We start from the raw sequence: 24,587 nt of genomic DNA, 5'->3' as shown, positions 1-24,587 counted from the left end.
TCCCTCCTCTATGGGGTTTTGTTGTGGACCCAGAACCAGCTTTCAAAGGCGCCCCCCTGGGAGCCGTACGGGTTCCCCGCCGGGCGGTCGCCGGTGGGAAGCTGCGCGCGGCAGAACTCTGCGTCGACGGCCTTGCCGCTCCCGTCGACCACAAACTCGCCCAGCAGGCGGACGAATAATTCAGAACCGATGTCGAGCTGCTGTTTCAGAAAATCGTCTTGAAGGAAGACGAAGGCGACCCCCGGAGCCGAGGGTGGCGTCGGGGTTTCAGAGGCTGAGATGATCACTCCGGAAGCGTTGACGGCGAAGTCGACCGGGACGATCAATCCCGTAAATTGAATCCGCTGGACTTTTTGAAAGTCGTGAACGGTCTGAAAGACCTGAAAGACATGTCGGTAGTTGATCTCGTGCGGGACTTTTCCGGGATTGGCCGTATACCCAACCACAACATCCCGGGTAAAGCCGATCACCAAACCCGGCTTATTCGTCTTTCGGCCGTTGATGGTGAAGTCCACCGTAACCAACGGATTGGTTCCCTCGTCGTGTCTCCAACTAAGGGCTTGGATGCGGGTCAAATTCTCTTCCAGGCCGGCCCCGTCCTCGCCGTCCGCGCCGGGAACGCCCGGAATGCCCGGAATGCCCTGGATTCCCGCCGCGCCGGAATCGCCCTTGTCGCCTTTCTCACCCTGATCGCCTTTGGGTCCTTGCTCGCCCGGCGGACCCTGGGTTCCCGCGCCGCCTGCGCAACCCTGTTCCAGCAGACATTCCGCCATTTCGGCAAGGACCGAGACGCTGGGCAGAATCCGCCGCCCGGTCCGGTTGTCGATCCGCGCGGTCCGGGCGGCTTGGTCCGCAAGCGGGTCGGCGGGCGGATCGGTTTGGTCCTCGATTTTATATCCGGCGGAGTAATTCTCGACCGTTGCCAGCACGACGCAGTTGGGCGAATCGCAGCCGGGACAGCCGTCCAATCCCGTCCACAGGAGGTCGGCGCAGTCCGTTTCGCTGATTCCAATCACGCCGACGCCCCCTGCGCCGGAGGCGGATGGATCGTCGTCGTAGGGTATGAACGCGCGGCCGCCGTCCGGGGAGAGCGCGATGCCGCTGCTGCCGCCGCCGACCTCGAAAGCCGCGCCGGAAGGCCGGGCTTGCTTCTGCAGAATGGCGTACACATTCACCGCCTGCAGGTAGCTTTTTTTGCCGCTGGATTCAAGGACGTAAGCCCATTTCCCGCCGGGCGAGACGGCGAGGTCCACGGGGGCGTGCTCCAATCCGACCGGCGATCCGACCGCAGTCTTCCCCTGCGGGTCGACAAGATAAAGACTTTTTTTCGAGTTGCTGGCCACCGCCAGCAGGTCGCTGGCGGTGCTGGCGACCAGCGCCAGCCCCGTCGGCGTCGTTCCCGCGGGAAGGACGGCCAGGGAATCGGCTTCCTTCTTGTTTTTCACGTCGATGACGAGCACCTTGTCGCCGGCCGGATCGGCGGTGTAGGCGAACTTCCCGTCCGAGCCGAACGCCAGCCCCTGCACATCCTTGGCGCTGAGCTTGATCGTCGCGGCCGTCGCTCCGCTCTTGAGCGGATCCTCCGGGAGCACCAGCATCGTTCCGGCTGAGCCGAGCAGCGCGAACAGGCGGCCGTCCGATCCGGGCGCCACCGCTAGGCGCAGGTCGGTCCCGTCGCTGTCCTTGAGGTCGAAGGAGGCGGGTTTCTTGGAAAGCTTGGCGGTATCCCAAACGTGTATCTGCGCCTCGGCGCCGGCTTTGACCGGTTTGGCCGCGACGAAGACCAGGTCGCCTTTGTTCGAAACCGCGACCGCCGTGGGGACGCCGGGCACCGCGGCCGTCTCCAGCACCTTAAAAGTCCGCGCATCCAATTCGTAGACGGCTTTCTGGTCGGCCGAGATTGCATACAGCCTGCCGCTCGCGGCATGCAGCGCTGCGCCGGCGGCGTGGGGCGGATTGACCGCGGCGATCCACGTGAACTTTGGCGCGCGGACGTCGGCTCCGTCGCTCCCGGCCTCCGAGACGACCGCGTCCACCTCGAAGGAGGAGAGGATCCGGTTGGGGGCGCAACGCGCGTCGTCGCATCCGCATTCGTCGTATAGGACCGGGACTTCCTCGGTCGGGCATTCCTTGTAATGCACGCATACCTGCAGCCGGCGGAGTCCGGTATCCTTGCTTTTCAACAGATCGGCGATCGCCGGAAGCTTCTCCAACTCGACCGTGGCCGCCTCCGTCACCAGGATCTCGTTCCCGCAGCAGTCGATTGCCGTGCCGGGCTCGATTACCACAAAGCGATCCCGGCAGGCGGGATTTTCGTGCGCGCGGACCTTCAACCCGCAAACCGTCCCCCAGCCGTGCAGGCGCACGTTGTGATGGCGCATCTTCTCGCTGTGGAATCGAGTCTCGTCGGAGAAATCCCTTGCGGTCATCAGCTTGCCGGTGAAGAAATGATTCCGCAGGAAGGGGTCGAAGGTGCAGGCCGGGCACGCCTCCGCTGGTTGGATCTTTTGTTCCGTGGCCATAGGCGGCTCTCCTTAATCCAGAAGGGTGGTCGTTCCGATGCGCGGGCCGCGGCCCAGCTCGAACTCCGGGCCGCCTTGCCGCGCGGGCGGTGCGCCGAGGATCGCATCTTTTCCGAGCGCATTTTCTGCCAGGGTTACCCCCGGTTCGATCCGGGCAATGGCCGAATCGAATCCGATCGTCGCCTGAATCCCCACGCGGAAGCGCGGGTGGACGTAGTTTACCGAGCATTTGGTGTGCGCCGGGCTGTTCTGCTTGAGCAGGGTTTCGAGTGTCTTGCGCGCCTGTTCGCTCCGCCCGCAGACGGCCGGAACGAACACCGTGTAGGCATGGGCGTAGGCCAGGAACGGATCGCGGAACGGGTCGGGAGTCGTAACCAGCCTGGTCCGGTCGGCCTGCGCATTCTCGTTCAATTGCGAACGGTTGACGATCCGCTTGCCCCACAACTCTGCCTGCTCGCTGAGACGCCCCCGACCAAGGAACAGCCAGCGGCGGACGCGGAAGTGCTCCAGAATCAACGGCGGCGGCTGCCAACCTCCGGCGTCGTACGGGGGCGGCGCGCAATTCGGGTCCGGAGGGGTGCAGCGGACTTTGGGCCGCCCGTCGCGGCAAACGCCGCGGCAGGATTCCATGCCGAGGTAGAACGCCAGCACGCGCCACATTCCCGTGAGCGTGCCGCGCAGACGGAACAGACTGCCGGCGCGTTTCAGGAACAGCCGCCGTTTGCGTTCCGGCCAGCGCCGGTCGAGTGCCACGCCGATCCAGGTCCCCAGCCAGGTGAGGAAATCGAGTCGGTCCTTTTCCGCGGATTCGGCCGGCGCCGAGAGCGGGTCGAAATACCGCCCCAGCGCATCGATTCGGTATTCCAGCCCGCGCAGGGTCGTTTCGTACAGGCTCAGGAAGCGGTCGGTGAAATCCGCGCTGACCGGCTCGGCGCCGAACACCGCCGGAAGGTGACGTCGCAGGCCAAGGCGGGGGAATTCGATCTCGACGGCGGATACGGAAGGGGTTGCATGGCCACTTCCGCGCAGTTCCAACTTGAGCCACAGGAAGCGGCCTGCGCCGCTCCGGACAAGCCCGTCCCACGAGCCGTTCTCCATGGAGTAGGCCCACGGACCGGCGTTCCACCGGTTCGTCTCCAGGCTGGATACATCCGAATCGCTCAGTTCGATCTCGGCGGTGAATGTGTTGACGCGGATCCGGCATCCGGCGGGGACGACCCCGTGGAGGATCACGCGATGCCATGGGCAGCGGTACAACCGGCTGTCGAGCGCCCGGCTGACGTAGACACCTTGGCTTTGGAATCGTGCAGCCGGCGCTTCCCCAGGATCGGTCACCGGCTTCCCGTGTAGATCGAACAGACGGCATGCGACCGCGTCCGGTTCGGTCTCCTCGCCCGGCGGACAAAGCGCTTCGAGGTGGAGCCGCCCGTGGGAATCCACCGGAAACGGCAAAGCCGGGAAGGAGGAAATGAGCGCTTCCGGTGACTCCGCGACGACTTCCATCTTGCCCTGCGCGTCTACGCTGTACACGACGACCGGTGGTCCCTCGACGCAGGCGAACAATCGGTCACGGCAATCCATCGCCAGGTGCGTAACCGACCCGAACCCGGAAAGAAAATCCCGCCAAACCCCGGCCGGGTCGAAGCGGTGGATCAATCCGTTGGCGGTGTCGGTAACATGCGCCATCCCGCGCCCGTCGAAGGCGATGTCGTAGGGTGCGAAGTCGTTGGTCAGGTTGGCCGAAGCGGGGGGCGCCAAATGTCCGCGCAGGGCGAAGCCCCGCAGGGAGAACACGCTAAGCCGATGGTTCCCGGTGTCGCAGATGTACAGATTCCCGGAACAGATGCCGATCCCGTGCGGATCCGACAGCTGACGCGGTCCTCCCCCCCTTCCGCCGAAGCATGGGACCGCTGCAAAGCGGCAGTCGCATGGATCGAACCGATTCAGCGTAGGACCGTCCGGGTCGAGCAGGAAGAGGCTGCCGTCGGGCCCGAGGGCGGCGTTGGTCGGCAGCGTCAACCCGCCGAGACTCCCTCCCGGTTCGTCAAACGAGCGTCGAAGGTCGGGAAGCACCGCGAGACACAGGCTCCCGTCCGGTAAAGGCCCGACGCCGTCCAGTGCAGCGGCCCGCCATCCGGCGCGTGCGTTCAGCAGCAACGAGGTCGGATCGTGCGGCGGGCGGTGGCGGACGGGCAGGAACGGACCGGTGGAGTTCATGGGCAGGCGCCGATCGTTTCATCGCTGTAGCTCACCCGGATCTTGTGCTCGCCGGAGTAGAGCAGCGCCCCGGTATTGATCGGGACGTTCTGGTATTCCTCGGCCGTGACCCGGTCGAGGGAGATTTTCATGTTTTGAATGCTTTCCACCCCTTTCACCGAAAAGATCCGAGCCATCAGACGCGAATAGGAAATCGTTCCGCCGAAGGGCCACCCCAATCCGTCTTCGCCGCCTTTAAGGGCGTGGAAGTAGCTCTCGAGGCTGTTCCCGACCGCCGATTTCACGTCGCCCAAGTCGGCGCTGTCGGCGACGACGACCTCGGCGGATACTTCCACCTTTTGGTAGGCCGGTTTGGCCACATAGAGCTCGGTGGTCAGCAACCGCCGCTCCTCCAGGTAGGCACAGACGGTGCGCAACGTGCCCTCGCTCGGGGTGGGGGTTTCGCAGTCGCTGTCGGGGACGACGATCACGGTCACCACGCCGGGGATGTCCGTGCCGGGGAAGTCCGGATGAAACAGGGGCAGGGCGCAGGCGCGCCTGATTTCCGCGGCCCGCATCGCGAAATATTCGAAGTCCTCCGCCGTCACGGCGCGGCAGCGGCTTTTAACGAACGCCGGCGCGCGCTTCTTGGCCTCGGCGAGGGTTTCTTCGTCCCGGCCGCCCGAGGCGGCGACCAGGTTGGCGACGGCGCCATCGTCCACGCCTTCCACCGCGCTGACGAGGGTCTTGACCGCGCCGGCCGCGGCGTTGCCGCGTGAGCCCCCGCCCACGCGGTATTCGCGGGCGACGACGTTGGCCGACGCGTTGGCTGCGTTCTTCACCGGGATGCTGCCGGTGAAGCCGTCGCCGAAGCGCACTTTCCCGCCGGTCCGGTCGAGGACGAAGTGGCGGTCGGTCGGCGACGATCCGAAGAAATCCTCCACCTCCGTCCAAGCCTGGAATCCGTCGCCTTCGTCCACCTCCAGTTGCAGCGTGCCCTTCAGGACCGGGGTCCGGGAGAGGGCCAGGACCTGGTCGCGTTCCCCCGTGCTGCCGCCGAGAACTTCGTCGGTGAGCGTCTCGGCTTGAACGGCGGCGACGGTGTTGGTCCGCACGGCCAGGAGTTGCGGGGCGCGTTCGTATTGGTTTTTCGCAAGCCGGGCCTGGATCCAATATAGTTTTTCGGTCTCTTCGCCGAGTGCGGTCTTCTGCAGCGAGCCCTTGGCCGGGGTCTTCAGGTGGACGTGGCCGGAGCGTGTGAACGCCCGCGTGTCGTCCTTGAGCAGATCCAGCTTCGCCCAATAGGTCCCGTCCCAATATTCCCAGCAGACCGTCGCAGAGGCGTACGCCGCGGAGGCGGCGGGTCCGCAGGCGTACGCGGTCCCCGGCTTGCCCGATTCCTTGCTCCAGAAGGCGAGGTCGAGCCGGGTCTTGGCGGGAAAATCGTCCGCGGACGAGAACCCGAGGAGCAGCGCGGCGTTTTCGGCCGCCGATTTTCCGAACGGCGCGAATCCGTCGGCCGCCTCCGCGTTGGCGTCGGTGATATCCGTGTAGGAATAGCCGTCGAATAATTGAAGCGAAGCCAGCCGCATGGTCAGCGCGGTCAGGGCGGATTCGGTCTCAAAGATCAGCGGCGCTTCGCCGTTCGCGGCCTGGGCCGACACCTGGGTGCGGGCTGGGACGGTCGTATAGGGATCCGCGTAGTCCTCCTTGACCGGGAAGGTGATCTCGACCGCGGCCGGTTCGGCGGGGTTCAGCTCGATCCCGAGGAGCTGCAGGAATTTGAAATAATTCAGCTCGGGGACGAGGTTCATCCGGTAGATCAGCATCTCCGACATCCAGGCGAACACCTGGGTCAGGGCGATCCCCGGGTCGTTGTCGTTGAGGTCCGTCCAGCCCGGATTCCACTCGGGCGTGTAGCGCGCGATCCGGGTGCGCACTTCGGCCATGATATCTTCGAAGGACCGGTCGTCGAGCTTGGGGACGTAGTCGGCCAGCGGCATGGTTATCCACCTTCCCCGATGTAAAACGGGTAGACCAGGTTGCCCACGGCGTTGTTGGCGCGGATCCGGTAGCTGACGCGGATCAGGAGCAGGTTCGGGCTTTCGGGCGCGGTCTCGGCGGCGACTTCGAGCACGTCGATGCGCGGCTCGCCCGACACCAGCGCTTCGCGCACGTGCTTCTGCACCGCCGCCACGGTCCCCGGATTGTCGGGGGCGAACACCAGGTCGTGGATCCCGCAACCGAAACCGGGAAGCATCACCCGCTCGCCGCGGCTTGTGCTCAGGATGAGGTAGATCGATTCCTCGATCCGCTGCTCGAATTTGGCCTGGGCGATCTTCCCGTCGGGAGTCACCTGCAGCGGGAATTTCCAGCCGATGCCGAGGAATTCGCGTCCGGTGGCGGTCATGGTTTCATGCTTCCGGTATATTCAGTTCCAGCGCCGTCACCGTGTCGGCGGCGCTCGAATCCAGCGTGACGGTCTTGACGATCTCGTCCTCGTGGGCCTTCAGGTAATTGAGGATTCCGTTGGCGATCGCGGCCCAGAGGAGCTTGCGGTCGTCGGCTCCGGCGGACGGCAGCGCGGTCCCCTTCACCGCCTGCCATTCCTTGTCCATCGCCTGTTCCATCGCCTCGGCCAGGCTGCCGGAGAAATCGTTTGTGGTGCCGCCTTTGAGCGCGGACATGCCGATCGCTCCTTCCCGTTTACTTGGTCGTCACGAACATGGAATTGTTGGTCACCGGGTAGTCGACCAATCCATTCGCCAGGAGTTCGCTGGGGGTTGTGGGGATCACTCCCAGCACCAGGTGGGTGTGGTTCTTGAGCAGCTGAACCATCACGTTGAGGTACGCCAGCAGCAGGTCTCCGTAGACGAGCGCGTGCGAGGCTCCGCCCCCGAGGGAAACGCTCGGCGCGTCCACCGTCACTTGGGAGGCGGCCCGGACGGTCACGGTTCCGCTCGCCTCGATCACCACCTGGTTGGCGCCGGCGGAATCGCTGACGGTCACCGCTCCGCCGCCGTCGTCGAGAATTACGGTATGCCCGGCGCTGGTTTCGAGGACGACCCGCTGCGAACCGTCGGCGTCCTCGAAGCGGAGCGTGTTGCCGCCGGGCGTCAGGATCACTCGGTTGCGCCGGTCCGATTCCGGCGGGGCTGCGCCGCCGTTCCACAGGAACCCGAGGACGTAGGGGCTGTCGAAATCCCCGTTGTGGAACGCCACCAGCGCCTCGTCGCCCTCCTCGGGCAGGAAGTACATCCCGCGGCTCCCGCCGGATAGGCCGTGCGCGATCGGGGCCCAGTTGCTGCGGTAAGATTCCGGCAGGTGCGGGAATTCCAGCCGAACCCGCGAATTCGGTTCGTCGATCTCGCGCACGAAGCCGGTCACCACTCCCGGTATGGGCGGTCGCATGGCCTATCCCGCTCCTCCGCCCGGATCCTCCCGGCGGATCTTAAAACCCGTCCGGTACCCCGAATCGTTGATCGTGTGCGTGGTTTCGGTGACGAAGTACATCCCGCTGAACCGCGAGCCGACCCCCTCGATCTTCACCTGCATCCCCGCCCGCAGATCCGGCAGTCCGACCGTGGTCCCGCTGGCGGTGACGAACTCCTTGAAACGCTCGAGCAGGATCGCCAGCGCGCGGTCGTGGGCGGCGGTTTCCGACGGCACCGCCTCGTTGACCACCTGCTCCTCGCGCGGCTCGCTCGCCTCGAGGATCGGCAGCAGGTCGCGGTTGATCGTGATCCCCGCGTCCCGCAGCGTGACCGTCTCGCGGATCCGCCGGCCGGTGGCGCGGTTCATTCCGCGGATGGTCACCGATTTCACCTGGTTGGCCGCGTTGAGCGTCGGCTTGAAATCCATGAGGGTGACGCCCCACTTAAGGATGTAGGTTACGTCCCGCAGCGCCTGGGGCGTATTGCTCGTGGAGGGGCCAAAGTAGAGCCGCGACTGGTTCGGGCCGACGTACACGACGTATCCCTGGCGGCGCGCCAGGCTGAAGAGGAAGTCGATGTCGTACTGGTTCCGCTGCGAAATGTATTCGATCGGGTGTTCGCGGCCCAGGGCGGCCTGGTCGACGTCGATCGGGATCGGGAAGCGCCGGTCGTGCGTCTCCGGATCGTTCTTCTGTGAGATTTCGCGGGCGATCTGGCTGGGCTTAATGTCGCGGAAGGTGTCGGAATACTGCTTCCGGCGCAGCGAGTGGAGGACGTTCAATCCGCGCCCGCTGAGGGTCGAAGCCGCCCCTCCGGAGAAAGCCGGCTCGAGCGTCGTGCAATGGCCCGTAATCATCGTCGTCAGATTGTCCCGGTAGCCCATCTTGACCTCGAAGGTCTTGTTCGACGGCTCGAACATGCGGTGCAGCGGCGCGTAATGCGGATCGTGCTCGTTCAGCGTGGCGGCGGTCTCGGCGCCGACGAATTTGAAGGTCCGGGCGGCGGAGTCCCAGTTGTTGATCGTCAGATCGAACCCGTCGATCTCCCGGAGCGTGTCGCGGTACGATACGCTCACCACGTCCCGCACTACGTTGCCGCGCAGGCCGAGTCCCGGCGCGAGCACTTTGAATTGCGGGACCCGGAAGTCGCCGAAGGCGGCGGATTCACTGGAGACATACACGGGTTCGGGCATCGGCGGTCCGTTTTCCCTCCGGCGCGCTCAATCCAGCGGTGGAACGGCGAGGAAGATCCCCGGTGTCAGCCGGCGGGGATCTTCGATGCGGTTGGCGTCGGCGATGTTCCGCCACAACCCCGGCCGGCGGTAGTGCCGGGCCGAGATGGAGCCGAGGGTTTCGCCGCTCTGGACCACGTGGCTCTGGGTCCGGTCCGGGGATTGCAGGTTCAATTGCCGGATCTGGTCGTCAAGAGTCTTGTACTCCCGGAGGACGAGGGTCAGCGTGGCCCGCAGCGGCACGCCCTCCGGGCTGAACAGGGTGAATTTCTGGCGGATGCTCTCGATCACCCCGGTGAAGTCCGGACGGTTCTGGTTGCCCGTCCACCCGGAGAGCCCGCTGCCGGCGATTCTCTGGTTCCACAGGAAAGAAATCAGCGGCGGAGCATGGTCCTCGGGCTTGATCTTCACCAGCGAGTAGAAGGAGTCGGTGAGCGTGGTGACGCTGGTGGCGCCCGCGCCCATCCCGTGTTCGGTGGTGTCGAAGAACAATTCGAGGGTCAGCCGTTCGTCCTGCCCGCGGATGAACTGCAGCAGCGGCGAATCCAGGCCGGGGATGTTTATCTCGGAATTCTGGACGCCTTTTTCCAGGGAATATTCGGTCGGGTTGCACTGGAATTCGATGAATTCCATGTTCCCGTCGCTGAAGGTGGCGACCAGCGTTCCGAGTTGGAGCTGCTCCACGGGCTACCCTCCCTCCTGGTCCAGTTCGTAGGCCACGCCCGGCGTCACCCGCCGTTCGGAGTCGATCCGCCGCCGCCGGTCCATCCGCTCCTCGACCGATTCCAGGACGGCGCGGACGATCTGTTCCATGACCGCGGGCGAGAGCACGCCGGCTCCGTCCACGGTCCGAACCGTGCTCTGCACGCTGCCGATATAGGCGTCGCTGGTCATCCGTACCTCAATCCGAGGGAAATCGCGGCCATCGCCGCCGCGGTTCCCGCGCTGATCCCCGGCACCTGGTAGACGCCCTCGTGGGCGATCTCGATGCTCTCGACCGCGACGGTGTTCTGCGCCGCGTTGAGCGTCGGCCCGGTGTACCTGACGGGCAGGCCGCGCGAGAAATACCAGATGTTGGTGGGCAGGTGCAGGTCGTTGAACAGAACGATCAGCCCGTCGCGGCGCTTGCCCTTGCCCTGGGTGAAGGCGTAGTGCCAATCCCACAATGTGGGCCAAGCGCCGACCCCGCGCTTGAGGGTGATGTTGCCCCAGGTCACCCGGGTGGGGAATTTAAGCGTCTCTCCGTTGCGGCCGCCTTCCTTGTACTCCTCCGGTTGCATCGCCATCTCCAGCCCGCTGCACTCGCTGAACCCTCCCACGGCCACATCGAGCACGGCGGACAGAGCGATCGTGAGCGCGAGGCTCCCGCCGCTGGTCGTATCCAGCAGGCTGATCAGAAAATTGTGGGTGAAGGGCGGATCCGCGCGGAACCCGATGCCCACGCTTCCGAGAAGGCCCATGGCTACGGTCCCTTTCCGGTCACTTCGGTGATCTCGAACGCGTTTTCGATCCGGCCCACGCGCAGGACGACGAACTCGAACGGCTGGGCCGGGGCTACGCCGACCAAGGCCAACAGCCGGCCATTGTCGCGTCCCTCGGGCGGGTTGATCTCCTCGTCGCATTTGACGAAGAACGCCGCCTCGGCGGTTTTCCCGGCCAGAGCGCACTGCCGCCACAGCGAGTAGAGGAAGCCGATCAGCGCGAGGGTGATCTTGGTCCGCGTGGTGAAATCGTTCGGCTCGAAGACCGCCCATTGGGTCGAGTGGTCGATCGCCTTCTCGATCATGATCAGCAGGCGGCGGACGTTGACGAACCGCCAATCGGGGTCGCTGCTGACGGTGCGGGCTCCGTAAATGCGGATCCCGCGGCTGCCAAGGGTGCGGAGGGCGTTGATCCCCAGCGGGTTGAGCAGCCCTTGGACGGCGTCGTCCGTCTCCGCGGTCAACGCCTGCACCCACCGCAGCGGCGCGTTGGCCGGCGCCTTGTGGACCCCGACGGCGTAATCCGTTCCGGCGTATTGGCCGGCGACATGGCCGCTGGGGGGAATATCGCGCGTCGGCGCGCCGCTTCCCCGCAGCGGGTCGACCACCTTCAACCACGGGTAATACAGCGCCGCGTACTTCGAATCGAACCGCCGGCGCCAGTTCTGCACCGCGGCCACCCCGAGCGCGTCCGGCCGGCTGGCCGCATAGGGCGGGTCGAGGACTGCGATCCGGTTGCGCAGGCGTTCGCATTGCAGAACCATCGCCGATTGGACTTGAAATATCCCTTCGTCTCCGAATGCCGGCGGAAGCTCCTTTCCTGCCGCGGATCGCGCAATTCCGGGTCGCGGCGGAGGGGTCGGCAGGCACGGATCGGGAAGGCAGGCGGGCGGGGGGGCGGTCTCCGGCTCGGATTCGGCGCGGATGTGGATGTCGGGCAGGGCGAGGATCGCCACCTCGTCCACCTCCTCCAACGCCCGCAATCCCCGCTTCCTTCGCAGGTGCTCCTCATCGGTTTCGCCGGGGAGGAAGTCGTCCCCGATAAAATCCCGGATCGAAAGCAAATTCAATCCGTCGCAGCCGCCCGCCATCGGGATCCACTTCCCCAATCCGGATGGACCCAGCGGCCGGACTTCCCCCAGGCCGATGTCCTCTGCCGGCCGCAAGTCTGCGGCGACGACCGGCTCCGGCGCCGAAGGCATGACCTGAACCGCGTCGCCGGGCTGCGGGACGCGCACGTTGCGGAGAATCAACGGACCGTAACGCGGATGCTGCGGGACGAGCGTCACCCCCGGGTAGACCTTCGACAACCGCCCGCCTTCCGCGACCTGAACGGTGTAATCCACGCTCTCGATGAGGATCGGGCGGTCGGGATTGAAGCCGGAGAGCAGTCCGTCGTAGACCGTCCGCGACTCCGGATCCGCGCGGCACCAGATCAGCCGGTTTTCGATCGGGTCGACGTCGGCCAACACCTTATAAACGGTCGTCGCCCCCTGCGTCAGACGGACGTGGCTGAAGCGGGCAAAACCGCAGACGGTGCGAACCGCGCTGTACTCGGGGCGGCTTCCGGCGGGGATCGAGACCGTCTGGGCCGTGCGGGTTTCCGCGATCCGGACTGCCAGGGCGTTTCCCCACGCCCCGGGGCTGTAGGCGCTCAAGCGCCAAACCGGCTCTCCCGAGCCGTCCTGCCAGACCGCGCCCGCCGGCGCCGCGCCGTCGGCCGAGGCCACCCGAACCACCCAGCAGCGCCTGCCGCCGTTCTCGAAAAAACCGCGGACGGCGTACGCCAGGTATCCCGACCCGCTGAATCCCCCGAAGTAGCTGAGGAACTGGCGGAAGGATTGCACCGGCACGGGCGTGTCGAGCGGGCCGCGCGGCGCGATCCCGACGAATCCCGCGATATCGGTGCGCACCGCCGTGATTCCGGGGCCGGCATCCACGCGTTCATAGTACACGCCGGGGGTCAGATACTCGGGCATGGATCGCTCCCGCCGTTCAGGCAAGCTCCATGCTGATGCCTTCGTGAACCAGGTCCATCGACTCGATGGCGACGTCGTTGCCGCTGGCTTTGAGGCTCGGCCCCTCGATTTTGTTGATCCACGCGTCGGTGATGTTCCAGCGCAGCACGTCCTTGTGGGCTTCGTCCATGAGGACGATCGTCCCGCTGCGCCGGTCCGGGATCCCGTTGAGGATGTTGGTGTACCACTTCCACAGCTCGTCGCTCTTGGCATAGCCGCGCTTGAGGGTGATGTTCGAAAACTTGCGCAGCCCCATCAGCTTCCGGACGGTGTTGCGGGCGTCGGTGCCTTCGCGGTAATCGACCGAGTCGCCGTCGGCGGTCAGGCCGCTGGCCTCGCTGAAGGAAGCCACGTTCAGCCCGTCGATTTCCACGCGGAAGTTGAATGCGCGATACGGATCGGTACGCGTTCCGGTAGCCATGATGTTCCTCCTGGATTAATCCTCGGCGTGGGCGGTCCACAGGCCGATGCGGATGATCACGTATTCGGCCGGTTTGACCGGGGCGACCCCGATCAAACAGATCAGCCGCCCGCTGTCGATGTCGGTTTGGGTCATGGTGGTGCGGTCGCATTTGACGAAGTAGGCTTCCTCGGGCTTGGTGCCCTCGAGCGCTCCGTTGCGCCACACCAAGGTGAGGAAGTTGGAAATCGAGCGGCGCACGCGCGCCCACAGCGGTTCGGCGTTCGGTTCGAAGACCACCCACTGCAGCCCGCGTTCGATCGAGGCTTCGATGAAGATCAGCAGCCGGCGCACGTTGACGTATTTCCAATCCGAATCGCTGGTGATGACGCGCCCGCCGTAGACCCGGATCCCGCGGTTGTTGGGGCGGAAGTCGCGGATGACGTTGATATTGACCGGGTAGGGGTTGAGGATGTCCTGCTGTTCCTTGTTGATCAGCCGCTGCAGGCCGGTGATCCCGCGCACCACCTCGTTGGCGGGCGCCTTGTGCACGCCGCGCTCGATGTCGGTGCGGGCGTAGATGCCCAGCAGATGCCCGCTGGGTGGAATCGTGTAGTTGCCGACTTTGGCCAGGTTGGTCGGATAAGGATCCGGGATCACCAGCCAGGGGTAATAGATCGCGGCGTACTTCGTGTCGAATTGCTGCCGCAGGTCCTGGACGTCGGTCAGGGTGTCCTTGGGGGGCTGCGGACCGTCGAGCACGGCGAATCGGTAGCGGGCCTGCTCGCAGTGGTTGATCAACGCGTTTTGGATCTTCATCGAGGTCCGGCCGGGGATGGCGACGATGCTGATCTCCTCGATGTTGCGCAGGGCATGCAACCCCGTCCGGTTTTCCGGGACGGTGCTGTCGGCGCCGATGTAATCGTCGTCGACCAGCGTGCCGATCGAATCGAATCCCTCGTAGAGGGCGTGGCGCGCGGGGCGCTCGCTTCCGCTGGGCAGGATGTCGACCAGCGCTTCGGGGCCCACGCGCACGCTTTCCAGCGCCGTGGTCTTGGCCGGATCCGCCAGGTCCTGCGCGGTGTCATGAACCCGGATATACGCCGATTCGCCCTCCGTACGGCGGTCCGAGAGGCGCAGGGCTCCGTCGATGTCGCCGATCACCTTGTGGATATACCGGCTGTGCCGGGAATCCATCGAAAGGTAACGATAGGTTTCGGAGTCGATCACGGTGTCGTTGCGGGAGGGGACCGCCGCGTCGGGCTGGCGCAGCAGGCGCACGGTCAAGGCAAACTCCCGCGAGCGCACCTTCAGGTAGCTGCCCGAGGGCAACGCGGCGAAGGCCGCCTGTTGCGTGGCGTCCAGCCCGGCCCCGGCCAGGGTGATGTCGCCGTTGGCGCGGTTAATCGCCTCCACTTTTAAGAATCCGCCGGTGACGGCTTTGGTCGTGGGATGCGTGACTTCCAGGACAGTGCCCGGTTCAATCCCCGAATACGAGCTCAGGCGGATGCGGGTCGGCGGTCCGAATTGGGTCAGGTTGGTCTGCGCCGCCTGTCCGGGGGATTCGTCCTCAACCGAGATGCGCAGGCGGTTGCCCCAGGCGCCGGCGTCAAGGGCCTGCACGTTGAAAAGGGGTTTCCGGCCGACCACGCAGGATCCGGCCGGATGGCTGTACAGCACCGCCTCGTTTATTTCAACCGTATCCGGCGTGGGCGCGGAGACGGCGGAGATCTGGTGGTAGAACGCCTCGCCCGACGCTGTTGTCAATCGGAGGAAGTCGTTTGCGGCGAACCCCGAATTTCTTGTGACCAAGAGGGAAAGGCCGTCCTCCGGAACTTCCAGTGCGTTGATCGTGGCATCCGTCCCGGAGACCGCTTCGGGTTCCTTAGCCCGCACCACCTCGCTCCCCAGGGCGTAGCTGTTGGCCACCGGAGGAGCAACGACCAGATTTCCTGCGTCGGGGGCGACGGGATTCGAAGGCCGGCCGGGGGCTGCTTTCACGGTGAGGTATTCGCTGTGGGCGGCGTCGCTGATGCGGATAAGGTCTCCAACGGCCAAGCCGAGACGGTTGTCGAGGGCCAACACGTCCGCCCCGGCGGCGGCGGCGGCGGTTAAATTTTTCGACTTCGGAATCACTTCCTCTCCGTCGTCGTGGGCTTGGCCGGTGGCGGCGGTTAGCTGGACTGAGTTGGAGCTTGACGTGACTTTTTTGATGACCCGCGTTTCCTGGTGCGTCGTTCCCGCCCCGAGGATCAGGCTTTGGCCCACGGCGAGGCCGGAAACGTCGTCGAGGACGATCTCGCTCACTCCCGCCAAATAATTCGCCGGATCGTCGACCGCCCGGGTATCCACCCCAAGCGTGACCTCTTCGACGATGCTTCCGGCCGGGTATTCCTCGTAAGCGCCGCCGGCCAGCGTGAGCAAGGACAGGGCTCCGATCGTGCGGGCTTCGTATTTGCTGGAATCCGCCGGATCGACGATGAGGATATTTCCCGCCGTAAAACCTGCGTTGCTCTGGGCAAACAACAGCCGGTCCCCGGCCAGGCAGGGGGTGGCGAGAGTCGAAGCGGCCATCCCGGCCGTTGTGATCGCCACCGCGTCGACCGTATCGCCATCGGCGTAGGACATGCTCAGAGGGCTGTCGAGCGTGATCGCGGCCGTGGATTCCGTCGTGCTGACCTGGGTGACTGTCGGAGCGGAGGCGATAAACCGGTATTCTTTCGCGTTGCCCCCGGAAATCTCAAGCAGGTCGTCAGCCGCCAGCAAGCCGATGTTGGCGGTGGTTCCCTTGACAAGAATCTCCTTCGAGCCGCCGGCCGCGTCGCCTTCCAGAGCCAACACCGTACCGGAAACCACGCTCGCTTCGATCACGGAACTTCCCGCGTCATGCGATTTTAATAATGGAAAACCCGGAGCCAACAGGGTTTGATCAAACGCAGGCGCGGCGTTTGCCTTCCGATATTCCGATCGGCTGCCGTCGCCGATCCGGATCCAGTCGCCCGAGGAGATGGCTGAGCCGTCCAGGACGATCAACTTTGGCAGGTTGGCGGAAGTTCCGGTCAATTCGGCGGCGCCCCGCAGGAGGACGGTGTCCGCCGAGGCGGAGCCGCCGCGGTCGAACAAGTGGGAGGAGGCTTTTCGCGCCCCCACCGTGTCCAGGACGCGGGTGACGAAGACCCGTTTTCCACCGTTGTCGAAGAATCCCTGCACGGCGTGCGGAAGGTAGCAGTGGCGGTCGCTGATGCTGTTGGCGAAGTCGAGGATGCTCAGGCGTTCCCCGAACCAGCGGTTGTATTCGCCCACGCTGGTGATCAAAATCGGAACATTCACCGGCCCGCGTTCGGTCACCCCGACCATCCCGGAGGTGCTGGTGCTGACGCCCTCGATCGGTTTGGTGCCGGTGTCCACCTCTTCGACGTACACTCCGGGAGCTAGATATTCAGGCATGGTCTTCCTCCTCAGGCAATGGGTCTCCAGGAAATCGCCCGGTCCTGGATGATGGACGGATTGGGCTTAACCGATGACAAGATCCACGACGTTTTCACAGAGCTGATAATCCGGACTGACGACGGTCTTCACCGCCGGGTGAACGCCGTCGTCGGCTTCCAGCTCGACCCAGGCGACCCGCGAAAGCGGCGGCAGGCGGAAATAACCGGCGGCGCCGCTGACGGTTGCGTACGGACGGAAGCGGTGGAATTCCGCGGCGCCGCCCCCGCTCAGACGGATATGTCCGGCCGTCGATAGGCCGTTCACTCCACCCAGAAAAACGACCGCATCCCCCGGGATCGCCGCATCGGAAAGGTTGTTGGCGGGTCCCGCCGATACCGCGCTGACGCGCCGGACAACGGTGCTCTTCCGATGCGCGTACGCCGCGGGATGCTCCAACGTGATTACCGCCTCCTGTTCGGGTGTGCTCCCGCCTTCGACGGAAAGGATCGCAAGGTGCTCCGACCGGTCGGCGGCCTGCGCATCGAGCAGCAGGATTTCTCCGGGAGTCAAATTCAACCGGTTGGTCAGGCGGAGGATCCGGCTGCCCGCCGAACAGGACTGCGTCATGGATTTTTCGTCGCCGACAACCGGCGTGAGGGTGACCCGTTCCGCGGCCGCCGCCGCGGCCGGGCGCTCCGCATAAACCGGCGGATCCAGATGGACCAGGAGGGGAGGACCGGCGGGAACGACGGCATCGGCCGGGGGCGGTGTGCGCCAAATTCCGGTGACCCGCACCGTCGCGCCTGCGGCGGGAGTCGCGGCGCCGGCGCCGTTTACCACCGTGCGGCCTCCCAGCATTACCGGGAGGCGGTGCAGGTGAAGATCGGGCGGGATGTGCGGCGTGAATTCGGCCGGGAACCCCGGTTGGGCGGGGAGGATCTCGGTCCACGTCCGTTTGACGTACCCCGGTACGCGGACGGTCATCTCCACCGCGTAGTTGGTCGTCTGCAAGTCGGGGAACGCATTCCGCGGGATTCCGACGAGCCCCAGGGTCCCGTCGGCCGCGGTCCGCGGCGTCAGGCGCGGATAGGTGGTGGCAAGCCCCGCCGACGTCTGCGGAGGCCTTCCGGTAAGCTCATCCACAACCCGGAAGCCGATCACCGCCCAGAACCGGTCGACGGAGGCCGGGGCATCGTCAGGGGAAACCGTCAACGGTTGGTTCTCTACGACTATCTCGAATCGGTCCATTTCAGATCCGCATCACCAGGCCGTAATCCGGCGCGGCCTCTTCCACCATGCGCGCGCTGAGCGGCTCATGGTCAGAGTCGATCATGACCACGCCGACTTGATACGAAAGCGAAAGCTGGTAGGAACGGTCCAGGGCTTGGAACACGCGCGCGGCTTCGTCCGTCGGGATCGTCTCCAGCCGGATGTTTAATGCCAGCTCCGTGCCGCTGAAATCGTCCTTCAGGTGGACCCCGGAAAGGATCGGATGGTCGTGGAATACCTGCAGGATCTTTCCGAGGATGATCTGCTCGGTTTCCGGGCTGGTGCGGTTGTTTCGAAGGGCGACGATCGGTGTCGCCAAGTATTGGAGGGAAAGCGGCAGCGGACGGCGGCGGAGCTGAGTCCGGCTGATTCTTTCCGGCGGATCGTTCAGCCGTTCGCCGTCCTTGGCAACCCGGTAAAGCCAAAGGGAAACCCCCTGCTCGCGGTTGGCGGTCATCTCCTGCGGAGAATTCAGCGAGATGACCATCGATCCGCCGGCGGAGGGATCGAAAAGCAGCCGCAAACCGGCATCCGCCTCGAAGTGGGTTTTCAGCAAGGCGGAAAGGGTGAAGCTGGTGGCGCGCAACGCGGTGTACATGGGAAGCGATCCGGCGCAATTTCCGGGATGGCTGTCCGCCTTCCGGCGGGCTTGCCGGGTTTAGAAATTGTCGGTCGGTGTTCTTCCTTTCATTTCATTTCGTCCATAGTTTTTCCCGAAGCCGTTGATCGGGGCGGAGCAGTTGGATGATCAGGCCCGGGATTTCGTTGAGTTCGCGGAAAAACCGCCGCTCGCCGCTGGTGACGTGTTGGATCTGGCCTTTCCATTCGCCTGGTTGATCGGGATTGGGATTAGGCTCAACCATGATCCGAATGATGAATGCGTAACTTACGGAATCGAACACGGGCTATCCGATGAGGAACGATTCGGCGTCTCCGCTGTAAATTCGCGATTTCGCCGCCGGAAACGGGCGAATTAATCCGCTGGTTCTTTCATAGCATGGGATTCTGTCGGGAGCATCACGGGGCGGTCACTTGTTGCTCACCGCACGGGAAATCTCGGCGGGGAGGCCGCGCGTTGGACGGAAATCCGGGGGCGGGCGGGGAACAGCCGGCGGTTAACCCTGACGGCGCGGGACGGTGGAATCCGGAGTTTGGTCGGCTATTGAGGGTTTGTTCTGCTGAATTGCCGGAGGACTAGCTCGAGGGTTTTCTGGGCTCTGGTGACGTTCTCCATTGCGGATTGCAGATTCGCCACCGCCAATTTCAATTCACCGGACGGCGTTTGGGAATCCGGCAGGAGTAATTCCCCCGTTTCGGCGATCTCGCGGATCAGCGCCTGGGTTTCCGGCATGGGAGGAATGGCAAGCTCGGTCTGCAAGGCTTCTTGGCAAGTGTGATACTGCCGGATGGCCAGCGAGCGCTGGCCCCTCCGCATGTACAATCGCATCAGTTGCCGGTGCACATCCTCGCGCAGGGAATCGATTTCAAGTATCTTCCTGCCATATTCAAGCGCTTTGGTGAAATCTTCGGATTGGGAAAAGAACCGCATCAGGAAGTACAGGCAATCGAGATAACAACAGCGGAGGCGTTCACGTTCACGCAAAGCCCAATCATTGTAATAGCCTTCCAGCAGATCCCCCTGATAGAGCTGGGACGCCTTTTCCAGGATTAGAATATCCTCCCTTTGGACGTTTCCCAAGGGAAGGGCAAGGATCTTCGCCGCCTCGCGTTCAAAAATCTCCACGTCCAGCCAGAAGTTGCTCTTCACATTGAAACCAAGTTCCCCCGTCGGCATGGAGATCAGGTAAGTCCCGGGAGATACGCCGCGCGGTTCCAAGAAACGTCGCAAGCGCCAAATGGTCGTATTCAGACAATTGCGTGCCCGTTTCTGCGAGAAATCCTCCCAGAACAGGTTGGCAAGCGAATCGCGGGTGTGAATGCGGGTGCGGTAAACCAAGAGGTACGCCAGCAGGCAGCGGGTGGTATGGGTGAGCGTATTCTGCCCACGGGCATCATCATTCTGAATGGAGTATCTACCCAATAAGGCTATCCGAAGCAATTTGTCCCCCATGATCGAATGCGAGAGGTAAAAATGGGGTTGATCGGATTGTAAACCGGATCGATTGTGGGATGCTCCCGTGAGGCGGTCTGGTCCTATACTATCATACAAACGGATTCCGATTCAAGCTCATCTTCATCTGAGAAAGGGAAAAAACGGGAAAAGGCCGGAATGTTTTGTGATAAAGTCAGCGGCAATTTGCCATTCCAGAGCTTATAGCTGGATTTTCCTCGCCAAGACAGATTTTGTCCTTTTTTCCCCCGAATTGCTTAATTAATTGTGATTAATTTCGCAATTTTCTATCTCCTAAGCGTCCCCTGCGTCTCATCCGCCCGTCACTGTCGATCGCTTCGCTTGTGACGGGCGATCCGGGATGAATTCTCCAAGCCCGTCTCTTCAGTTGAATGGCTTCGGATAAAATCGTATCTTCAATCGCTGTTTTGGGCTGGAAAGCCGGCCCCGGCGCAATTTCGGAAAAGGTGCCCGAACCTGTCCCGGAGCGCGTGTCCCGAGCAAAGCAAGGAAAAAACGGGAGGACGGATGAGCGGGAGAAAAGGGGGCATCGGCGCTGTGTTTGAGAATCCGCCACGGCCTTTCTGGCCGTGGCTTTCTTTTATGCAGGCCGCCAAGCCTGCCGTTCCATCACAGTTGCGGCGGTCAAGGATCGGGATACAATCATCTCAGCCGCTGTTGAAAACCCATTCCGCTCATTCTTCTGGGAGAGACGGAGGCGGCCATCATCCCCATCATCGACGTCCACGAGCACGTGTTCCGCGGCCGGGACATCCCCCTCAAGGGCTATCTGCTTTCGCGGTCCTATCCGGAATGGTGGGTCCGGCTGGCGGCGCCGCTGATCTTCACCGTCATCGAGAACGCCGTCCGCGGGGAGAGCCGCGGCTTCCTGGTCGATCTCGTAAAGCGCCTGGTCTTCGCCTACACCGGCGCCGGATACCGGCGCTGGGCGGATATTCTCTCCCTGGAGGATATGGGGGATGTCGCCCGGCGATTGATCGACACCTTCCAAAAGGACCGGATCGGCCTGTATGTGCCGTTGATGATCGATTATGAATATTGGTTCAAGCCTTCCAAGAACCATCCCATCGTCGACCAGATCGACTCGATGTACCGGGATGTCATTCTGCCGAACCAAGGGCGGGTGCATCCGTTCGCCCCGTTCGACCCGGCGCGCGAACTGGCGTACCGGGCGAAGCTTCCGCCGCCCGGAGTGCCGGACGGCGGCCCGCCGGAAAAATACAGCTCGCTGGAGTTGGCCAAGGAAGCCGTCCGCAACAAAGGCTTTGTTGGCGTGAAGGTCTACAACACCCTCGGCTACCGGCCGATCGGGAACGCGGCCGTGGATGCGCACCGTCGGAGCATTTTCCGCCGGAACGGCCTTGCGCGCTGCGAGCGCTTCACCGGCGAGGAATTCGACGAAGTCATGGCGGAATTGTATCGATTCTGCCGCCGCGAGGAGGTCCCGATTACGGGCCACTGCGTCTACAGCGGGGTCGAGGCTTATCCCGGCGCCAGTTATGATTTCGGCGCCCCGGCCCATTGGCGCGCGATGCTGGAGCGGTATCCCGGACTGCACGTCAACCTGGCGCACTTCGGATGGAACAGGCCGGAAGAATATTTCGCCGCCCGCCGCAGGCCTCTCTTCCGGCGGAGTGTGCGGGCCTTTCAGCGGCGGATGGCGGGAGCCCCGGGGCCGGCGTCGGATTCGGCCGGCGGGGAGCAGGGCGCGGATTGGGTCCGCGAGATCGCCGGGATGCTCCCCCGATTCCCCGGTTTGTATGCGGATGTAGCCCATCACATGGTCATGGAGGATGCCGACATTCCCAAGTTCCGGGAAGCCTACGCGGCGATGTGCCGCGATTTCCCCGGAGTGATCCAGAAGAGACTCCTGTTCGGAATCGATTGGCATGTGGTCACACGGGTAGACCGGTATGCCGAGTTCCTGGAGAGGTATCGGCGGGTGCTGGAGGAAGGATCGGTCTTCCGCCCGCCGGAGATGAAGGATTTCCTCGGCGGAAACGCGCTCCGCTTCCTGGGCCTGCTGCCCCCCTCGCGGAAAGAAAATTCCCGCTGGTCGAAGAATTGGAGGCGGCTGAAATCCTTCTACCGCAAGAACCGCATCCGCCCGCCGAAATGGTTCCGGGATGCGTCGCTGATGAAGGAATGAAGATCCCCCGGGGGAACGCCTGCCCTCCGCTTGACCGATTTGGGCGGTCGTGGTAAATTCTGTCCATTCCAACGGAAAGGCGCATCTTATGGATATCATTATTCTTGCGACGGTGAAAAGGATGGCGGTTGGCGGTGATGCCAAGTCGCCTTGTCGTATTGCGCCTGTAGATCGGTAACTCCCCCCCCAACATCGAGCCACGGGCGCAGTGCAAAGCCCGTGGTTTTTTATTTAGCCACGGTGTCGGAAAAAAGCCGTGGTTTTATTTTTTGCAATGAGGGTGAAATGGCTGAAAAACAGGAAGAAAAGACGGGCACTATCGCCGAACGGCTGGCGATCCTGTGGGAGTATTCCGCGGGATTTCGGCTCCGCTATCTGTTTGCAGTAGGTGCGCAAATAGGTTCGAGCGCGACGAAGGCGGGCACGTTCTTCCTCCTCGGAATCCTGGTGGATGGGACCCTCGGGGAGTCGGCGTTCGCCCGCCTGCTGCCGCTGTTGGCGGCCGGGATTATCGCTTTGGCGCTGGGCGAAGGTCTGTTTTCTTTCGGCAGCGGGCGCCTGACGGCCGGGGTTTCCGAGGGCGTCGTCCGGCGTCTGCGCAACTTGCTCTACGACCACATCCAGCATCTTCCGTTTTGCTATCACGACCGGATGGCCACCGGCGAGTTGATCCAGCGCAGCACGTCCGACGTGGACGCGGTGCGCCGGTTCTTCGCGGATCAGGCGATCGGAGTGGCGCGGATTGGGATGCTGTTTCTGGTCAACCTGGCCGCCCTGCTGTTCCTCCATGCGAGGCTGGCGCTCCTTTCGATCGTCGTGGTGCCGTTCATCGTCGCCGTGTCGGTCTTCTTCTTCCGCCGCGTGGCCAAGGTGTACGACGAATACCAGGACCAGGACGCGGTCCTTTCCACCATGCTGCAGGAGAACCTGGCCGGCGTGCGGGTGGTGCGGGCCTTCGCCCAGCAGGATTTTGAATCGGCGAAATTCGAGAAGGAGAACACCGAGAAGTACCGCCGCGGGCGGGCGCTCCTGTTGCTGCACGCCCTTTTCTGGCCCTCGACCGACATCCTGTGCGCCTCGCAGATCCTGATCGGATACGTGCTCGGGGCGGTGATGGCGATCGGGGGGGAGATCACCGTCGGGCAGTACATCTCCTACACCGGGATGGTGGTCTATCTGATCTGGCCGATGCGCGATCTCGGCCGCTTGGTCGTCCACGCCTCCAACGGCCTCGTTTCGGCCTACCGGACAAAGGAGATCCTCCGCGAAAGCCGCGAAGACCTCGATACCGGGACCGTCGCTCCTTCGGCGCCCTTGCGCGGGGAGGTCGAATTCCGCGGAGTGGGTTTCGAGTACCGCGGGGAGGAGAGCATCCTGCGCGACATCAGCTTCCGCTGTGATCCCGGCCGGGCGGTCGCGCTGCTCGGGCCGACCGGATCCGGAAAGACTTCGCTGGTGAACCTCCTGCCGCGCTTCCACGAATACACGTCCGGGAGCATTCTCCTCGACGGCGTGGAACTGCGCGAGTACCCGAAACGCTGCCTGCGCCGGCAGATCGGCATCGTCGAGCAGGAACCGTTCCTCTTCTCGCGCACGATCCGGGAAAACATCGTCTACGGCGTGGAGCGCGAGGTCCCGGACGACGAAGTGACGGAGGCGGCGCAGGCGGCCGCCATCCACGAGGTGATCCTCGGCCTGCCCGACGGCTACCGGACCCTGGTCGGCGAGAAGGGCGTCACGCTCTCGGGCGGGCAGCGCCAGCGGATCGCGATCGCCCGTGCGCTGCTCAAGGATCCGCGCCTGCTGATCCTGGATGATTCGACCTCGTCGGTGGACACGGAGACGGAGGCTGAGATCCGCAAGGCGCTTGAACGGCTGATGCGGGGCCGGACGACCTTCATCATCGCCCACCGCGTGCAAAGCGTCATGCGCGCCGATCTGATCCTCGTCTTGGAGAAGGGGCGGATCATCCAATCCGGCACTCACGACTCGCTGATGGCGGAAGAAGGCTTCTATCGGCGGATCTTCCGGCTGCAGTCGCGGATCGAGGAGGAAGTGGAGGGCGAGCTGGAGGCGGAGGCGGGCGGGGTAGGCGGAGCGGTGGTTTCCTAGTCCGCTCGTCGTCCCGGCGCCTGCCCCTGTGAAGCAGGCTGCCATCCAATTAATGGATGGCAGCCGGAATGCGGAACAGGGGTGATCCAAGCCAGGATCCGGGAACGGGCGGGATGTTTTCAGAGGCGCATGCTCTGGATCCCCGATTCAAGCGCGCGGGATGACAGCCGCGGTCAAGTTCGCCATGCCCGAGGGCTTTAATAGGGCATCCGGAAACCGTTGGAGTCTTTTCTTGGACGCATGCCCTGGATCCC

General features: G+C 63.9%; 19 protein-coding genes. 2 read left to right on the top strand and 17 right to left on the bottom strand.

Annotated elements, in window-relative coordinates; all coding sequences use genetic code 11:
- Positions 1–8: 8 nt before the first annotated feature.
- From JW929_09780 to JW929_09700, 17 genes are all read right to left on the bottom strand, one after another.
- Positions 9–2,522, bottom strand: coding sequence for a hypothetical protein (locus JW929_09780; GenBank protein ID MBN1439687.1), 2,514 nt, complete (start codon positions 2,520–2,522; stop codon positions 9–11).
- 12 nt (positions 2,523–2,534) lie between these two features.
- On the bottom strand, positions 2,535–4,739 hold the full coding sequence (locus JW929_09775; protein MBN1439686.1) for a hypothetical protein: 2,205 nt from the start codon (positions 4,737–4,739) through the stop codon (positions 2,535–2,537).
- Entirely contained in the window at positions 4,736–6,721 is a 1,986-nt protein-coding gene (locus JW929_09770) for a putative baseplate assembly protein (GenBank protein MBN1439685.1), read from the bottom strand. The genes JW929_09775 and JW929_09770 overlap by 4 nt, the downstream gene beginning before the upstream one ends.
- Before the next feature lie 2 nt (positions 6,722–6,723).
- On the bottom strand, positions 6,724–7,128 hold the full coding sequence (locus tag JW929_09765) for a GPW/gp25 family protein (GenBank protein MBN1439684.1): 405 nt from the start codon (positions 7,126–7,128) through the stop codon (positions 6,724–6,726).
- A 4-nt stretch (positions 7,129–7,132) separates the two neighbouring features.
- Positions 7,133–7,405: a hypothetical protein gene (locus tag JW929_09760; GenBank protein ID MBN1439683.1), complete on the bottom strand. Its 273-nt coding sequence runs from the start codon at positions 7,403–7,405 to the stop codon at positions 7,133–7,135.
- Positions 7,406–7,424: 19 nt separating this feature from the next.
- Entirely contained in the window at positions 7,425–8,129 is a 705-nt protein-coding gene (locus tag JW929_09755; protein MBN1439682.1) for a hypothetical protein, read from the bottom strand.
- Between the two features lie 3 nt (positions 8,130–8,132).
- Positions 8,133–9,344 carry a phage late control D family protein gene (locus JW929_09750; GenBank protein MBN1439681.1) on the bottom strand — a complete coding sequence of 404 codons (1,212 nt, stop codon included), beginning with the start codon at positions 9,342–9,344 and terminating at the stop codon, positions 8,133–8,135.
- A gap of 27 nt (positions 9,345–9,371) precedes the next feature.
- Positions 9,372–10,067: a LysM peptidoglycan-binding domain-containing protein gene (locus JW929_09745; GenBank protein MBN1439680.1), complete on the bottom strand. Its 696-nt coding sequence runs from the start codon at positions 10,065–10,067 to the stop codon at positions 9,372–9,374.
- Positions 10,068–10,070: 3 nt separating this feature from the next.
- On the bottom strand, positions 10,071–10,277 hold the full coding sequence (locus JW929_09740; protein ID MBN1439679.1) for a hypothetical protein: 207 nt from the start codon (positions 10,275–10,277) through the stop codon (positions 10,071–10,073).
- Positions 10,274–10,843, bottom strand: coding sequence for a phage tail protein (locus tag JW929_09735; GenBank protein MBN1439678.1), 570 nt, complete (start codon positions 10,841–10,843; stop codon positions 10,274–10,276). The genes JW929_09740 and JW929_09735 overlap by 4 nt, the downstream gene beginning before the upstream one ends.
- 2 nt (positions 10,844–10,845) lie before the next feature.
- Positions 10,846–12,843: a phage tail sheath subtilisin-like domain-containing protein gene (locus tag JW929_09730; GenBank protein MBN1439677.1), complete on the bottom strand. Its 1,998-nt coding sequence runs from the start codon at positions 12,841–12,843 to the stop codon at positions 10,846–10,848.
- Between the two features lie 16 nt (positions 12,844–12,859).
- Positions 12,860–13,303 (bottom strand): phage tail protein, encoded by a 444-nt coding sequence (locus JW929_09725; protein ID MBN1439676.1) that lies wholly within the window; start codon positions 13,301–13,303, stop codon positions 12,860–12,862.
- 15 nt (positions 13,304–13,318) lie between these two features.
- On the bottom strand, positions 13,319–16,729 hold the full coding sequence (locus JW929_09720) for a phage tail sheath subtilisin-like domain-containing protein (GenBank protein ID MBN1439675.1): 3,411 nt from the start codon (positions 16,727–16,729) through the stop codon (positions 13,319–13,321).
- Positions 16,730–16,795: 66 nt separating this feature from the next.
- Positions 16,796–17,959, bottom strand: coding sequence for a hypothetical protein (locus JW929_09715; protein ID MBN1439674.1), 1,164 nt, complete (start codon positions 17,957–17,959; stop codon positions 16,796–16,798).
- Position 17,960: 1 nt separating this feature from the next.
- Positions 17,961–18,578 (bottom strand): DUF4255 domain-containing protein, encoded by a 618-nt coding sequence (locus JW929_09710; GenBank protein MBN1439673.1) that lies wholly within the window; start codon positions 18,576–18,578, stop codon positions 17,961–17,963.
- 94 nt (positions 18,579–18,672) lie between these two features.
- On the bottom strand, positions 18,673–18,882 hold the full coding sequence (locus JW929_09705; protein MBN1439672.1) for a hypothetical protein: 210 nt from the start codon (positions 18,880–18,882) through the stop codon (positions 18,673–18,675).
- A gap of 257 nt (positions 18,883–19,139) precedes the next feature.
- A complete protein-coding gene (locus JW929_09700; GenBank protein ID MBN1439671.1) occupies positions 19,140–20,021 on the bottom strand; it encodes a winged helix-turn-helix domain-containing protein in 882 nt (293 codons plus the stop codon).
- Positions 20,022–20,805: 784 nt separating this feature from the next.
- Between JW929_09700 and JW929_09695 the strand changes: the two genes are divergently transcribed.
- Both JW929_09695 and JW929_09690 read left to right on the top strand, forming a co-directional pair.
- Positions 20,806–22,221 (top strand): amidohydrolase family protein, encoded by a 1,416-nt coding sequence (locus tag JW929_09695; protein ID MBN1439670.1) that lies wholly within the window; start codon positions 20,806–20,808, stop codon positions 22,219–22,221.
- A 285-nt stretch (positions 22,222–22,506) separates the two neighbouring features.
- Positions 22,507–24,333 carry an ABC transporter ATP-binding protein gene (locus JW929_09690; protein MBN1439669.1) on the top strand — a complete coding sequence of 609 codons (1,827 nt, stop codon included), beginning with the start codon at positions 22,507–22,509 and terminating at the stop codon, positions 24,331–24,333.
- Positions 24,334–24,587: the final 254 nt, after the last annotated feature.

It is taken from the genome of Anaerolineales bacterium (genome assembly GCA_016928575.1).
Classification (GTDB): domain Bacteria; phylum Chloroflexota; class Anaerolineae; order Anaerolineales; family RBG-16-64-43; genus JAFGKK01.
This window is presented reverse-complemented; position numbering and strand designations above follow the sequence as displayed.